The sequence below is a fragment of the Bacillus sp. T33-2 genome (assembly GCF_002860205.1).
In the GTDB taxonomy this organism is placed as follows: Bacteria; Bacillota; Bacilli; order Bacillales; family Cytobacillaceae; genus T33-2.
The window spans coordinates 35,653-51,008 of record NZ_PGVB01000024.1 but is presented as its reverse complement, the minus strand read 5'-3'; the positions used below and the strand labels follow the sequence as shown (position 1 = coordinate 51,008).

General features: G+C 46.1%; 13 protein-coding genes. 4 read left to right on the top strand and 9 right to left on the bottom strand.

Features of this window, described 5'->3' with window-relative positions; all coding sequences use genetic code 11:
* Positions 1-36: 36 nt before the first annotated feature.
* Positions 37-660: a transcriptional repressor LexA gene (lexA, locus tag CVD19_RS16165; protein WP_101583305.1), complete on the top strand. Its 624-nt coding sequence runs from the start codon at positions 37-39 to the stop codon at positions 658-660.
* Between the two features lie 274 nt (positions 661-934).
* On the top strand, positions 935-1,252 hold the full coding sequence (locus CVD19_RS16160) for a DUF4257 domain-containing protein (RefSeq protein WP_101583303.1): 318 nt from the start codon (positions 935-937) through the stop codon (positions 1,250-1,252).
* A 178-nt stretch (positions 1,253-1,430) separates the two neighbouring features.
* Here the strand turns inward: CVD19_RS16160 and glnA are convergent, their stop codons facing one another.
* From glnA to miaA, 7 genes are all read right to left on the bottom strand, one after another.
* Entirely contained in the window at positions 1,431-2,768 is a 1,338-nt protein-coding gene (glnA, locus tag CVD19_RS16155) for a type I glutamate--ammonia ligase (protein WP_101583301.1), read from the bottom strand.
* 32 nt (positions 2,769-2,800) lie between these two features.
* Complete coding sequence (locus CVD19_RS16150; protein ID WP_101583298.1) at positions 2,801-3,208, bottom strand: MerR family transcriptional regulator; 408 nt, start codon at positions 3,206-3,208, stop codon at positions 2,801-2,803.
* Between the two features lie 139 nt (positions 3,209-3,347).
* A complete protein-coding gene (locus CVD19_RS16145; protein ID WP_101583296.1) occupies positions 3,348-4,619 on the bottom strand; it encodes a methionine gamma-lyase family protein in 1,272 nt (423 codons plus the stop codon).
* Positions 4,620-4,629: 10 nt separating this feature from the next.
* Complete coding sequence (hflX, locus tag CVD19_RS16140; RefSeq protein ID WP_101583293.1) at positions 4,630-5,892, bottom strand: GTPase HflX; 1,263 nt, start codon at positions 5,890-5,892, stop codon at positions 4,630-4,632.
* Between the two features lie 457 nt (positions 5,893-6,349).
* Positions 6,350-7,297, bottom strand: a complete 948-nt coding sequence (gene spoVK / locus CVD19_RS16135) for a stage V sporulation protein K (RefSeq protein ID WP_101583291.1) — start codon at positions 7,295-7,297, stop codon at positions 6,350-6,352.
* 362 nt (positions 7,298-7,659) lie between these two features.
* Complete coding sequence (hfq, locus tag CVD19_RS16130; RefSeq protein ID WP_101583288.1) at positions 7,660-7,890, bottom strand: RNA chaperone Hfq; 231 nt, start codon at positions 7,888-7,890, stop codon at positions 7,660-7,662.
* A gap of 22 nt (positions 7,891-7,912) precedes the next feature.
* Positions 7,913-8,875 (bottom strand): tRNA (adenosine(37)-N6)-dimethylallyltransferase MiaA, encoded by a 963-nt coding sequence (miaA, locus tag CVD19_RS16125; protein WP_101583285.1) that lies wholly within the window; start codon positions 8,873-8,875, stop codon positions 7,913-7,915.
* A 303-nt stretch (positions 8,876-9,178) separates the two neighbouring features.
* Here miaA and mreBH point away from each other — a divergent pair, with 303 nt between their 5' ends.
* Both mreBH and CVD19_RS16115 read left to right on the top strand, forming a co-directional pair.
* Entirely contained in the window at positions 9,179-10,186 is a 1,008-nt protein-coding gene (mreBH, locus tag CVD19_RS16120; protein WP_101583282.1) for a rod-share determining protein MreBH, read from the top strand.
* 149 nt (positions 10,187-10,335) lie between these two features.
* Positions 10,336-10,569 carry a WGxxGxxG family protein gene (locus CVD19_RS16115; RefSeq protein WP_101583279.1) on the top strand — a complete coding sequence of 78 codons (234 nt, stop codon included), beginning with the start codon at positions 10,336-10,338 and terminating at the stop codon, positions 10,567-10,569.
* Between the two features lie 93 nt (positions 10,570-10,662).
* On the opposite strand, the gene mutL is transcribed toward CVD19_RS16115, so the two are convergent.
* On the bottom strand, positions 10,663-12,615 hold the full coding sequence (gene mutL, locus CVD19_RS16110) for a DNA mismatch repair endonuclease MutL (protein ID WP_101583277.1): 1,953 nt from the start codon (positions 12,613-12,615) through the stop codon (positions 10,663-10,665).
* 32 nt (positions 12,616-12,647) lie between these two features.
* The gene (gene mutS, locus CVD19_RS16105) at positions 12,648-15,266 is read right to left on the bottom strand and encodes a DNA mismatch repair protein MutS (protein WP_180953664.1); all 2,619 of its coding nucleotides are present in this window, start codon (positions 15,264-15,266) and stop codon (positions 12,648-12,650) included.
* Positions 15,267-15,356: the final 90 nt, after the last annotated feature.

Here is a 15,356-nt window from a genome sequence, read left to right as displayed (position 1 = left end):
AATTAGCCAAAGAAATAAAGATGAGGGTGCGTGAATATGGCAAAATTATCTAAGCGTCAGCAGGATATACTGGAGTTTATAAAAGAGGAAGTCAGAAAAAAAGGTTATCCGCCATCTGTGAGGGAAATTGGGGAAGCTGTTGGCCTTGCGTCCAGTTCCACAGTGCATGGACACCTGGCAAGACTCGAGAGCAAAGGGCTGATCAGACGCGATCCAACAAAACCAAGGGCAATTGAAATTTTGGAAATTGAGCAAGCTGCACACATACCCAAATATAATGTCATCAATGTTCCGGTTGTTGGTAAGGTAACAGCAGGACAGCCGATCACTGCGATCGAAAATGTCGAAGAGTACTTCCCGCTGCCTGACAGGCTCGTACCTTCCGATGTGCAAGTATTTATGCTGGAAGTAATGGGAGACAGTATGATCGAAGCAGGAATACTGGACGGTGACTATGTGATTGTAAAGCAGCAGCAGACAGCCAATAACGGGGAAATCGTTGTTGCAATGACCGAGGAAGATGAAGCAACAGTAAAGCGGTTCTTTAAAGAGAAGGAATTTTTCCGCCTGCAGCCTGAAAACTCCTCTATGGATCCGATCATTTTGCGAAATGTCAGCATTTTAGGAAAAGTAATCGGCGTCTATCGCCACATGCACTAAATAAAAACAATAAAGTGATAGAAGCAAGCGGCATAGTCCGCTTGCTTTTTTTGGCAACAGCTGTTTAAGAGATTTATATTACTAAAAAGCTATTTAAATGTAAAAAGTAACAGGTTTTTAAAAGTTACACTATTATTTTACTATTTTATATTACAGAAAATTCGGTAAATTATCTCATGTTCTATTCTGTTTTTCTACTATATAATAAAATTACACCAAGATTTACCTAAGGTCGCTTTACCCCAATCTTCGACCTTAAGGAGGGTGAGGAAAAATGTTAGAAAACATTATTTTCGCAATCATCATTGGTGGTTTTGTCGGAATGGCGGGTCATGTCAAAAAAAGAGGGAAAATTATCAGGCCGCGCAAGACAAAGAAATTCATTTACCTGGGGTTTTTGGAAGATGTTTTAATGAGCATCCTGGCTGCGGTGCTGCTGGTTATTTCCTCCGGGGCTGACACTTTCCTGCGGGTGTTACTTTTATCTATCATCGCCGGGTTTGGCGGTGAGGCAATCCTGAAGGTCCTGGAGTTATTCCAGACAGACAAAAACACAACAGGCACAGAAAACAAAACAAACACATCTGCCTAACCTGTGTGTCAGGACTAAAATAAATTATCAAGCAGTCTTTGCACTGCTTGATTTTTTTGTCATAATAAACAACGCCCTGGCTGATCTCAATCCTTCCAAGCGGCTGTGCATGGTTGCGCCGTTTATAAACCAATAATACAAAACCCTCAACACCAATGATGTCGAGGGTTCAACGGGTTTAATACATTTGCATATACTGTTCGCGTTCCCAAGGATGTACCTGGGTGCGGAACATATCCCATTCGATTTCTTTTGCTTCGATGAAGTGTTCCAAAATGTGTTCGCCAAGTGCTGAAGAAATGACTTCGTCTGCTTTCAGCTGGTCGAGAGCAGCTGCGAGTGTTGCCGGCAGATCTTTAATGCCTGCCTCTTCACGCTCTTCTTTGTTCATTACATAAATATTGCGGTCCACTGGAGCAGGAGGAGTCAGTTTGTTCTTGATTCCATCCAGTCCTGCCTGCAGCAATACTGCCATTGCAAGGTATGGGTTTGCTGCCGGGTCAACGCTGCGCACCTCAACACGTGTGCTCATGCCGCGTGATGCTGGGATACGGATAAGCGGGGAACGGTTTCTTGCAGACCAGGCAACATAGCATGGTGCTTCATAGCCAGGAACCAGGCGCTTATATGAATTCACTGTCGGGTTTGTGACAGCAGTAAAACCGGATGCGTGTTTAATGACGCCAGCGATGAACTGATAAGCAGTCTCGCTTAATTCCAGATTTCCATTGGATGGATCAAAGAACGCATTTTCACCGTTCCTGAACAGGGACAGGTTGCAGTGCATACCTGAACCATTCACACCGAACAATGGCTTTGGCATGAAGGTTGCGTGCAGGCCGTGTTTGCGTGCAATTGTTTTTACAACAAGCTTGAACGTTTGGATATTGTCACACGCAGTCAAAGCGTCTGCGTATTTAAAGTCGATTTCGTGCTGCCCTGGAGCAACTTCGTGGTGGGAAGCTTCGATTTCAAAGCCCATTTCTTCAAGCTCAAGCACGATGTCACGGCGGCAGTTCTCACCAAGGTCTGTCGGTGCAAGGTCAAAGTATCCTCCATTGTCGTTCAATTCCAGGGATGGCTCACCTTTTGCATCCAGTTTGAATAGGAAAAATTCTGGCTCAGGCCCAAGGTTGAAGTTTGTGAATCCCATTTTTTCCATTTCTTTGAGGATTCTTCTTAAATTGGCGCGTGGATCTCCGGCAAAAGGAGTGCCATCAGGATTGGAAATATCACAGATCAAGCGGGCAACCTTTCCTTTTTCAGCTGTCCACGGGAAGACTACCCAAGTGTCCAGGTCAGGAATTAAGTACATGTCAGATTCTTCAATCCGGACAAATCCTTCAATGGAAGAACCGTCAAACATCATTTTGTTGTCTAGCGCCTTTTCAAGCTGGCTGATCGGAATTTCCACGTTTTTGATCGTTCCCAGAATGTCAGTAAACTGCAAACGAATGAATTTTACATTTTCCTCTTTCGACATGCGCATGATGTCTTCTCTAGTATATTTTGCCATTAATGCTTCTCCTCCTTGATCCTGCTTCAAAATTAATGAAAAAATCTGGACATGTCTCCCTGACGCAATGACGACCTGTTAAACCGGCCCGCCTGCATAAGCTCGTTCCGCAAAACTTTTCGCAGCTCGTCGTCAGTCAGGTCACGCCTTACTTTTTCAGCTTGCTGCTTTACTTCGGTTGAAAGTTCATGCTGCTGCTTGACATTGAATACTTGCCTGATGCCAGCCATATTCACACCCTGGTCAACCAAATCCTTGATGTCAAGGAGCTTGTCAATGTCATTTAAGGAAAAGAGGCGTTTTTTGCCTTCAGTTCTTGCCGGAGAAATCAAATCATGCTCTTCATAGTAACGGATTTGCCTGGCCGTCAAGTCGGTCAGCTGCATGACAATTCCGATTGAAAATAATGGCATGTTACGGCGAATCTCACTACCGCCCATATGATTTCTCCTCCTTCCCTATAAGATATTTTTATTATATGTAATGTAAGATAACATGTCAAATGTATGTTAGGTTTTCTCACATAGAAATTTATCCATATAAAAAGGCAGCTGCATTGGGCTGCCTTTTTATATTTGCCTATAACTTATTAATTAAACCTTTATCGATCAACCGGTCGAGAGCGAGGCAAATTGCCATTTTCACATGGGAATACGTTAATCCACCCTGTACATAGGCCGTATATGGCGGCCGGGTCGGGCCGTCAGCCGTCAATTCGATGCTCGCTCCCTGAATGAATGTTCCTGCAGCCATTATCACATCATCTTCATATCCTGGCATATAGCTAGGATATGGAGTGACATGCGAATTTACTGGTGAGGCAAACTGGATCGCCTGGCAAAAGGCCACCATTTTATCCTTGTCATCGAACTGGACGGACTGGATCAAATCAGTCCGCACTACATCCCAGCCAGGGTCGGTCTTCATGCCAAGCTCCTGCAGCATCGCGGCAGTGAAGACAGCGCCCTTCAGCGCCTGTCCAACGGTATGGGGAGCCATAAAAAACCCCTGGTACATTTCCTGCAGCGAATAAAGTGAAGCTCCGGCTTCCGCCCCAATTCCTGGTGAAGTCATCCGGTATGAACATGATTCGACCAGATCGGCGCGGCCAACTAAATACCCCCCCGTTTTAGCGAGCCCACCCCCTGGATTTTTGATCAGTGAGCCGGCCATCAAATCTGCCCCGGCATGGCACGGCTCGGTTTCTTCTACAAACTCGCCATAGCAGTTGTCGACAAACACGACAACATCGGATTTGATTTCCTTGACGAAGCGAACCATCTCGCCGATCTCCGCGACCGTGAAGGATGGCCTGGTCGCATAGCCTTTCGACCGTTGGATGCCAATCATTTTCGTTTCCGGTTTGATTGCGTCCGCCACACCCTGCCAGTCTACGCCACCCGCAGAAGTGAGCGCAACGCTATCGTATGAAATGCCGAACTCTTTTAATGAACCATTGCCTGTTCCCCTGATGCCAACAATTTCTTCTAGGGTGTCGTATGGCTTGCCTGTGATATACAATAGCTCGTCTCCAGGCCTCAATACCCCAAATAAAGCAATCGAAATGGCGTGCGTTCCGGAAATGATTTGCGGGCGAACAAGCCCAGCTTCACCGCCAAACACCTCCGCGTACACTTTTTCAAGCGTATCGCGCCCAATGTCATCATACCCATACCCTGTTGACGGGATGAAATGAGAATCGCTCACCCTGTGGTTTTGAAAGCGTTGTAGTACCCGGAACTGGTTTGCATCAATCCGGGCGTCTATTTTTTTATGAATCCCGGCAATTTGCTGCTCGATCCGCTCAACAAGCGGCTGCAGCTGTTGCCCGTTGTTTAAATGCCTGAACATGCTGCTCTCCCTATCTGACTGTGAATTTATTCATCTGCCCTGAAATTTGGTGATCCTTCAGGGCATATCCTTTGCATATATATACCTGGTTGTTTTCATCAAATGTCAATTCCCTCAGGATCGTTTCGTTTTTCAGCTGTGAGAGCAGCTTCCCCTCCGTAGATGGGATATGGACGTAGAATGGCTCCATCATGCCGATCACAGCTTCTTCTATCTTCTGTTTTAATTTGAAACGGTCTTCTTCTGAAAAAGCACTTATGAAAACGGTATCCGTCTTTGAGGTGGGAACAAAATCCGGATGCTGGATATCACGTTTGTTATATACGGCAATCTGGGGAATCTGATGGACATCAAGGTCTTCCAGCAATTTATTGACTGTTTTTTCATGGGAAAAATAATCCTGGTTGGACATGTCGACGACATGAAGCAGCAGGTCAGCTTCCTTTACTTCTTCCAGCGTAGACCTGAATGCTGCAATCAAAGTTGTCGGCAAATCCTGGATAAACCCAACCGTGTCCGTGATCAGGGCCGCAAATCCGCTTGGCAGGATGATTTTTCTTGTCATGGGGTCAAGTGTGGCAAACAGCTGGTTTTCCTCGAAGGAATCTGCCTCGGTGAGACGGTTGAAAAGCGTGGATTTACCCGCATTCGTATATCCGGCAATGGCGATTTGGAAAGCCTTGTTTTTATTCCGGCGTTCCCGGTATCGGTCGCGGTGCTTGACGATGACAGCCAGCTGGGCCTTAATTTCATCAATTCTGCGGCGGATATGGCGCCTGTCCGATTCCAGCTTTGTTTCACCTGGGCCCCTTGTTCCGATTCCAGCTCCGAGCCTGGACATTTCGGCCCCCCGTCCGGCCAGCCGCGGCAGCAAATAGTGGAGCTGGGCCAACTCAACCTGGAGCTTCCCCTCCTTGGAACGCGCACGCTGTGCAAAAATATCAAGGATCAGCTGGGTTCTGTCAATAATCCGTGCATCAAGCTGGGCAGACAGGTTGCGTAGCTGGCTGGGCGTCAGCTCGTCATTGAAAATGATCAAGTCTGCCTCAAATTCAGCTTCTAATGCCTTTAACTCCTCCACTTTGCCTTTTCCGATATAAGTAGATGGATGAATGCGTTCCCGTTTCTGGACAACAGAAATTACAACTGTCCCTTTTGCTGTCTCCGTCAGCGACGCTAATTCCTCCATTGAATATTGAAACCGCAAATCGTCATGCTCGGTTGTCTGGCAGCCAACAAGGATGACTCTTTCTGCATCAGTTTGTTTTTGCAAGTGAAGCCCTTCTTTCTTCGGTAAAAATACCTGAAATCATCATACCAAAAAAAGTGTATGAACTAAAATGTTTAGAAATCTGAAGAGCATTAAAAGGGATTCCTGCTTTGCTGCGGAATCCCGTTGTTTTTGGTGTTTGCTAATAAATTAGCTATTTTGGCTAATATATGTGAAAATCTGGCTAAAATAATTTTTTTCTAGCTAATATATGTGAATATCCAGCTAATAAATGTCAAGAAGTGGCTAATAAATTTATTCCGGTGAATCAAATATAAAAAAGTGGCTAATAAATTTTTCTTCCGGCTAATAAATGTGAAAAAGCAGCTAATAAATTTTTTCCAGCTAATCAAATATAAAAAAGTGGCTAATAAATTTTTATTCCGGCTAATATACGTGATGTTCTGGCTGATATCTCAACGACGATATTACACTGTCTGGTAAAAAAGCTAGTATATTTTCAGTCTTCCTCAAAGATGAGGTCGTTGCTCCTTATTGTCATTAAATCGTGCCGGTCAAATTGATGGAGCATGAGAAGCCTCATCGCCTGGGAACGAATGGACTTTTCAATGACGTTGCGGATGTAGCGCCCGTTTGAGAAGCTGGCGGGGCTTAAGGCGGATTTCACCCAGGCAAGGTGCTCACGGAGCTTCCGTTCTGCTTCATGGCTTAAATTGTACTCCCTCTCAATCAGCATCCGATGGGCGATTTCCATCAGCTGGTCGATTGTGTAGTCCGGAAACTCGATTACAAGCGGGAACCGGGAATGCAAACCGGGATTCAAGGTGAGGAAATAATCCATTTCCCTGGAATAGCCAGCTAAAATGAGGATGAACTCGTGCTGTTTATCCTCCATATGCTTCACAAGTGTGTCAATTGCTTCTTTTCCAAAATCCTTCTCCCCGCCCCGCCCGAGTGAGTAGGCCTCGTCAATGAACAGGATGCCGCCAACAGCCTTCTTGATTAAATCACGCGTTTTTTGCGCAGTATGCCCGATATATTCACCGACAAGGTCTGCCCTTTCCGCTTCGATCAGATGTCCTTTCGACAGTACGTTCATTTTTTGAAAAAGCTTGCCTATCAATCTGGCGACGGTCGTTTTTCCGGTTCCAGGATTTCCTTTAAACATCATATGGAGGGCTTGTTTACCGGCTCTCAGCCCTATTTCTTCCCTTTTCTTGTTCACATATATCCATGCATAGATTTCCTTGATCATACGTTTCATTTCATCCATCCCGACAAGCGAACCCAACTCATTCTCAATTTCTTTTAAAGCCGTGTGTTCTGGGGGAATGGCCTTTGGAACCACTTGCGAATCGGGTAATTCTTTCGTTAACTCTTTTCTTTTTTGAGCATTAAGTACAATGCTGATCTGTCCGTTATTTTTCATTCGAATCGGCTGGTCCAAAGCTTTCACCTCACATTCTAGAACAGTATACGCTCCTGAACCTGTTTCGTGACAAAAGCCTATATGATGGCCTGCATTAGGCCGGCTTCCATTCAATCGCCGGCCTGTACGATTTTCCAGGCTCCTTTATTCCTGATTCCTTAAAAATAGACATCTTCTGCAAGACATGCGCAGGTTTGTCACGATTTGTGTCGTTTCCTGCGCTTTCCCGAGAAATAAACCGTTAATTCTATGTATATTCGTGCGGGTTGAGAATCATTAAAAAGATTTTTGAAAAATTAAAATATGCACGATTCTCCAAGAATAATAAAAAGCCCGCTGATGGGCGGACTTATTATTGACAGTATTCAGGATAGCCGGGTTTATTGCTGGCCTTCCAAATCGATCTGGACATTTCTCTGCGGAGCGAATGTTGAGATTGCATGCTTGTAGACAAGCTGCTGTTTGCCCTCAGATTCGAATAGTACAGTAAAGTTGTCAAAGCCTTTTATTTGGCCCCTCAGCTGGAAGCCATTTAATAAAAAGACTGTCACATTGGTCCCGTCTTTACGAAGCTGGTTTAAATACTGGTCTTGAATGTTAATTTGTTTCATTGTGGATCCTCCTCTTTTATCTCTAATAATATGTATTCGCTGTTATTTGAAGCTTTCCTTCAATGAAGCGGGAAATTTCCGCGAATTTTTTTTCCGGGTCGATCGGTTCTGACATGTCAAACCATTCGACATCCATTTTATTGCGAAACCAGGTGAGCTGCCTTTTGGCATATCGCCGGGAATTCTTCTTTAAAATTTCAATCGCATCGTCAAGGCTTACCTTCTCGTCTAAATAATCGTACAGTTCCTTGTAACCTATCGCCTGGATTGACTGGCAGTCTCTTATACCAGCCTTATAGAGGCTTTCCACCTCTTCAAGCAAACCTTGCTGCATCATCAGGTCAACCCTCATGTCGATGCGCTCGTATAATTTGTCCCTGTCCATTGTGAGCCCTACCAATGCGGTTTGATATAATAAGTCCGGCTGCTGCTCCTGCTGGTACTCGGTCATCGTCATGCCGGTGCAATGATGGATTTCAAGTGCCCTGATCACCCTCCGCACATTATTGGGATGAATTCGTTCTGCGCTTTCCGGGTCAATTTCTGCAAGCCTGGCATGTAGCTTTTCCACGCCGCCTGTTTGACCGGCTTCTGTTTCAAGGCTTTCCCGAAATTGTGGTTCGGAAGGTGCATCGGAAAATTGATAATCGTAGATCACGGATTGGATATACAAACCTGTCCCGCCGACAATCATCGGAAGTTTTCCCCGGGCGGAAATCCCGGTGATTTTTTTTCGGACAAGCTCCTGGAATTCCGCAACTGAAAATGGCTCATCAGGGTTCTTTATGTCTATCAAATGGTGGGGGATTCCTTCCGTTTCCTCTTCGGTAATTTTCGCAGTACCGATATCCATGCCCTTATAGATTTGCATCGAATCACCGCTGATGATTTCTCCATTAAACCTTTTGGCGAGCTGAATGCTCAGTTTTGTCTTGCCTACCGCGGTTGGACCAATCAATACTAACAGCTTCTGTTTTTGTTCCAAGCTTTTTCACACTGCCTTTTTTATTTTAAAACATCAGGTTTCCTGCTGCCCTGTCGTTCTAATTTCAATCCTAACATATATTCTCCAAGCAGTTGAACATCAATCTATTCTACCCCTTTTTTCGGCATGCTATTCATCAGCCCGCCTTTTTCCGACAAAAAATTTCAGGGTTTGATATTATTTTCCTCTTTTTTTACATTTGCATAACGATTCCGTAACAAATCCCTATTTACCCCCTTAATCGTGTTAATTTAATAGAAGTTTATGATGGTATTTATTCTAGAGGGAAACTGGGTGAAACGAATGTTATCAACATCTGAAATTGGAATTGATTTAGGAACAGCAAATACTCTCGTGTACAGTAAAAATAAAGGCATTGCGCTGAACGAACCATCAGTGGTCGCTATCGATACAGAAACTAAAAATGTCCTCGCCGTGGGAAAAGAAGCAAAAGAAATGATCGGCAAGACCCCTGGCAAAATCGTGGCAATCCGCCCGTTAAAGGATGGAGTCATTGCCGACTTTGACATTACAACCGAAATGCTAAAGCACATTATGAAAAAGGCATCTAAAATAGCAGGCTTTGCCATCCGCAAACCAAATGTCGTAGTATGCACCCCATCCGGCTCAACAAGCGTAGAGCGCCGGGCTATTCATGATGCTGTACGAAATGCTGGTGCAAAAAAAGTACATATAATTGAAGAACCAGTCGCAGCTGCAATTGGAGCAGGCCTTCCGGTTGATGAGCCTGTCGCGAATGTAGTCGTCGATATCGGCGGCGGCACGACAGAGGTGGCCATCATTTCTTTCGGAGGGGTTGTTGCCTGCCATTCCATCCGGGTGGGTGGAGACAGGCTTGATGAAGATATTGTTCAGTACGTGCGAAAAGAATACAACGTCCTGATCGGGGAAAGAACGGCTGAAAAGATTAAAATGGAGATCGGCTATGCGCTGATTGACCATAAGGAAATGGAAATGGAAGTCCGGGGCCGCGACCTTGTGACAGGGCTTCCTAAAACGATCACACTCAGGTCGACTGAAATCCGGGATGCAATGAGAGAATCACTTGGCCATGTTTTAGAAGCTATAAGGGCGACACTTGAAGACTGCCCTGCGGAGTTGAGCGGTGACATCGTTGACCGGGGCGTCATCCTCTCTGGGGGCGGAGCGCTGCTTAACGGCATGCAGGAATGGCTCGGGAAGGAAATTGTCGTTCCTGTGCACCTGGCGCCCAATCCGCTTGAATCTGTAGCAATCGGGACTGGACAAGCGCTGAAGTTCATCCATAAGCTCCAGCCGGCCGTAAGATAAAAAGACCATATTAAAGCAACAAGCGCAGCCAGTAGACCGTGGCTCAAGCTTATTATAGTTATTGATTCACTTTTCCACATATCCCCACAGTATATTGGTACTTTTATTGCACACATTAATGTTACCAATTATTGAAAGGAGGGAAAAGTGTGACTAAAAAATTGCTCTATTCATTTTGCGCGCTCTCTTTGACAACCATGTTATTGGGTCTCGCAGTCCATGCTCATAACAGCAGCTCTGAAACAAACGCTAACGTAGTCACTCAAATAGCTCAAGGTGGAGATAATGGCAATGGTGATGACATGGATATGGGCTGGATCGGGCTGCTGGGCTTAGCCGGACTTTTGGGTTTAAGAAAGAAAAATAACAACAACTCTAAATAGCATTGACAGCAATAATACTTAATCTTGATACTCCGACAAGAGGCGTTTAGATCATTCTTAAAAACAGCGATTCCCAAAGGAACCGCTGTTTTTTTACATTACACGCTTGAACATTTTTTCCATTTCATAAGTCGAATAATGAACGATGATCGGGCGTCCATGCGGGCATGTGAATGGGTCGGATGACCGCCGAAGTTCATCAAGCAGCGCCTGGATTTCATCATTCCTCAAATGGTGGTTGGCCTTGATCGACCCCTTGCAGCTCATCATGATCGCCGCTTCTTCCCTAAGCTTTTTGATATCCGGCTTTTTCTTGGACAACAGCTGTTCAATGAGTTCCTCAATCAATTCTTTTTCTTCTCCATGCGGGAACCACTGTGGATGGGAGCGTACAATGAAGCTGTTAATGCCGAATGGCTCGAGGAATACCCCCACTTTTTCGAGTTCATGGCGGTATTCATTAATCTTTATGGATTCATCGGTTGAATACTCGAATGTAAGCGGCACGAGCATTTCCTGAAGCTCGCTTTCCACCTTGCCGACTTTTTCCCTGAAATATTCATACTTAATCCTTTCCTGGGCGGCATGCTGGTCAATGATATACAGCCCTTTGTCATTCTGGGCAAGGATATATGTCCCGTGCATCTGTCCGATTGGGTACAGCGGCGGCACACGAGGGCTAGCCTGTTCGCTAATTTCACGGCTCCAATGAGTTGCTTCCGGCTCAGGGAATTGTGGCAATCGCTCCGGCTCAGGGATTTGAACCAGACTCTTTGGCTCAGGGATTTGTCGCACACGCTCTGTCTGTGGGTCTTGCGCGAAACGCTCTTGCTCAGAACTTTGTATGAATTCTTCATGTTCCCGTTTCAGGTCATTTGGTTCATCCACAAAAGGATTGGTTACAGAAGGATTGTACCCATTTTCCGGCATAGCTTCGGTTCTCTCCGTTTGTGCCATTTCCGTCTCTTTTACCGTTACGGGCAAATGGTCAAGGTCCAAGAAGGTTTGTTCCGATTTTGGTTTAACAGCTTTTTTTGGAATCATGCCGGGTGGGATCAGTTCTTTTGACTTGAATGCATTCTTGATTGATGTTGAAACGAGTTCATTCAATTCCTGCTCCTTGCTAAGGCGGACCTCCATTTTTGATGGATGCACGTTGACGTCGACAAGGAGCGGATCCATTGAGATATTAAGCAGGACCACTGGATAACGTCCAACAGGCAGCAGTGTGTGATACCCATCAAGTATTGCTTTCACCAGCGCATAGTTTTTGATGAACCGGCCATTGATCATTGTGGACACATAGTTCCTTGAGGCCCGGGTGATTTCCGGAAGAGAAATGAAACCGTCAATCCGGAAATCAAGGGACTGTCCCGCAACCGGAACCAAATTTTTTACGATGTTAATGCCATAAATTGCGGCCAGCACCTGGCGCACATCGCCATTGCCGTTTGTGTGCAGCAGTTTTCTTTCGTTATGGATGAGCCGGATCGAAACACCGGGATTGGCAAGGGCAAGCCGGTTTACGACATCGGTGATATTGCCGAGCTCGGTATGGATGGTCTTCATATATTTCAGCCGGGCGGGTGTATTGAAAAACAAATCCGTAACCGTTATATCAGTACCCTTTCGGCTGTCCGCTTTACCGATGGATTCGATCCTGCCCCCTTCGATGAGAAGCCTGGTACCTGCCCCGATGCCTGTCGAGGTTTTCAGTTCAAGCCGTGAAACCGAGGCAATACTTGGCAATGCTTCACCGCGGAAGCCAAGGGTGCGGATCCTGAACAAATCGCTGTCATCCTTGATTTTGCTTGTCGCATGGCGCTGGAAAGCAAGCGGTACATCCTCTTCCTCGATGCCATCCCCATTATCGGTAATTCTGATCCTTGCAAGGCCGGCTTCTTCAATGTCTATTTCAACAACTGTACTTCCCGCATCAATCGCATTTTCGACAAGCTCCTTCACGACGGAAGCTGGCCGTTCAACCACCTCGCCGGCCGCTATTTTATTCGATAACGCGTCATCAAGCTGAATAATTTTTCCCAAGAATTTCACCTCCGGCGGCTAGTAATAACAGGTCAGCTGCGCAGTTTTCTTTGCAGTTCATAAAGGACATTCATTGCCTGCAAGGGAGTCATATCCAAAATTTCAAGTTCAGTCAACTGATCAAGAACCCGTTTTTCTTTTTTGCTCGCAGTCCCTTTTTTCGGTTCAGGCTGCTCGTCAAAGAATGACAGTTGGGCTTCTTTCGCCGAAATTGGGTTATCTGTTTCATTTATGCTATTGACTGCAACTGCCATGACAGGAACAGGCGCAGTTGCATCCTGTTGTTCAAGTGCTGCCAAAATTTCTCCTGCACGCGTGATCAGCTCATCAGGAAGCTTGGCGAGCTGCGCAACATGGATGCCGTAGCTTTTATCGGCAGGCCCTTCCTTTATTTTGTGAAGGAACACGACCGTTCCGTTATGCTCGACCGCACTGACATGGACATTTTTAACCTTCTCAAGCTCTGATTCCAGCGTCGTCAATTCATGGTAATGGGTTGAGAACAGTGTTTTGGCGCCAATCCGGTGATGGATGAATTCAATCATCGCCTGGGCCAGGGCCATTCCGTCATAGGTCGATGTGCCCCGTCCGATTTCATCAAACAGGATGAGGCTGTCCCTCGTTGCGTTCGTGATTGCATTATTGGCTTCAAGCATTTCGACCATGAACGTGCTTTGCCCTGAAATCAGATCGTCCGCGGCCCCTATCCTCGTGAAAACCTGGTCAAAAATCGGCAAAACGGCCTCTGTAGCCGGAACAAAGCAGCCAATTTGGGCCATGATGGCGGTCAGGGCAATTTGCCGCATATACGTACTTTTCCCTGACATGTTCGGACCTGTGATCAGCAGGATTTCCCTGTCCTGATCCATATGGCAGTCGTTTGGGACATATTCCTGGATGCCCATGACTTTTTCAACAACCGGGTGTCGCCCTTCAAATAATGTAATCCGGCGCTCATCTGAAAAAGCCGGTTTCACATAGCGGCGCTGTTGGCTAATTTCCGCAAAGGCAAGCAGGACATCGAGCTCACTCACTGTCCTGGCGAGGGCCTGCAGTCTCGGGATATATTCCTTCACCGTTTCCCTGATTGTGACAAACAGCTCATACTCAAGCTCCGTACTTTGTTCCTCGGCCTGCAAAATCAAGTCTTCTTTTTCCTTAAGCTCAGGCGTAATGAAGCGCTCCGCGTTCGAAAGCGTCTGTTTCCTTTCATATTGGCCTTCCTTAAGCAAATGCAGATTCGCCCGTGTTACCTCTATATAGTAGCCAAACACCCGATTATAACCGATCTTTAATGACTTGATGCCGGTTTTTTCACGTTCCTGACGTTCGAGCATGGCAATCCAGGTCTTTCCGTTGCGGCTCGCATCCCGGTACTGGTCCAGCCGCCCGTCAAAGCCATCCCGGATGATATTGCCTTCTTTGATTGAAACAGGCGGATTATCAACGAGTGCACGTTCCAGCAGATCAGTCACCGGCTCACAAGGATCAAGCAGCCCAGCCAGCTGCTTCACCTCGGCATCCGGCAGCATTTCAAGCACCTGCTTCAGGCGGGGCACCTGCAACAGGGAACGCTTCAGCTGGATTAGGTCCCTTGCGTTGACATTCCCAAATGCGACACGGCCGGCAAGCCGCTCAAGGTCATAAACTTCCTTCAGCTTCTCCCTAAGCTCCTGCCTTTCAAAATAATGGCTGATGAACGTTTCGACCATCGCCTGGCGGCTTTCAATCTCTTTTTGGCTTAAAAGCGGGCGGTTGATCCATTGTTTCAGCATCCGCCCTCCCATTGCTGTCATCGTTTCATCCAGCAGCCAGAGGAGCGAGCCTTTCTTCGAAGCCGACCTGATTGTCTCAGTCAACTCGAGGTTGCGTTTTGAGAAATAATCAATTTTCATATACTGATGCACTTCATATATAGATATCTTTTGCAGGTGGTCAAGGCTGCGTTTTTGGGTTCTGTGAAGGTAATTGAACAATCTTGACGCTGTAAAGCAGTGCTTGTCATCCTGCAAATCACTCAACAGATGCTTAAAAGAATCCCCGCAAACTGTATTGTCCTCTAATGACAATGCGACCGGGGACCGCTCGTTCAGCTTTTGCTGCAGCTCCTTCGTCAAAGAACTGTCAACCACGATTTCCTTTGCCCCTGTAAGGGACAGCTCATTGAGGACATCTTCCATGCTGCCGCACAGAGTTGCCCTGCTTTCACCAGTCGACAGGTCACTGGAGGCGAATCCATATGTATCGTCTTCAAAAACGGTCAAAGTAGCGATGAAATTATTTTCTTTTTCGGTAAGGCCTCTGCCCTCCATCACGGTGCCGGGAGTAATGAGCTGGATCACTTCCCTTCTCACCACGCCTTTTGCCTGTTTAGGGTCTTCTGTTTGTTCGCAAATCGCGACTTTAAAGCCTTTGTTAATGAGTTGTTCTATATATTGGGGAGCGGAATGATAGGGGACACCGCACATCGGGATGCGTTCCTCACTGCCGCCTTCCCTGCTGGTCAATGTAATTTCAAGCTCCTGGGAAGCCTTCAGGGCGTCATCAAAAAACATTTCATAGAAGTCGCCCAGCCTGAAAAATAAAAAGGCATCTTGATAGTCTTCCTTAATCTGTAAATACTGTTTGATCATTGGCGTGTAAGCTGCCATAATGCCCTCCAAAATCCGATTAAATTCGAGTCGTTCTCTGACAATCTATTATAACACAATGGCTGTCTCGTCCATATATATGAAAAAACT

Bases quoted from the DNA above. Each gene is read 5' to 3' on its own strand.
- CVD19_RS16145 (WP_101583296.1), bottom strand. From the start codon at position 4,619: ATGTTCAGGCATTTAAACAACGGGCAACAGCTGCAGCCGCTTGTTGAG.
- glnA (WP_101583301.1), bottom strand. From the start codon at position 2,768: ATGGCAAAATATACTAGAGAAGACATCATGCGCATGTCGAAAGAGGAA.
- mutS (WP_180953664.1), bottom strand. From the start codon at position 15,266: ATGGCAGCTTACACGCCAATGATCAAACAGTATTTACAGATTAAGGAA.
- lexA (WP_101583305.1), top strand. From the start codon at position 37: ATGGCAAAATTATCTAAGCGTCAGCAGGATATACTGGAGTTTATAAAA.
- CVD19_RS16150 (WP_101583298.1), bottom strand. From the start codon at position 3,208: ATGGGCGGTAGTGAGATTCGCCGTAACATGCCATTATTTTCAATCGGA.
- mreBH (WP_101583282.1), top strand. From the start codon at position 9,179: ATGTTATCAACATCTGAAATTGGAATTGATTTAGGAACAGCAAATACT.
- hfq (WP_101583288.1), bottom strand. From the start codon at position 7,890: ATGAAACAAATTAACATTCAAGACCAGTATTTAAACCAGCTTCGTAAA.
- CVD19_RS16160 (WP_101583303.1), top strand. From the start codon at position 935: ATGTTAGAAAACATTATTTTCGCAATCATCATTGGTGGTTTTGTCGGA.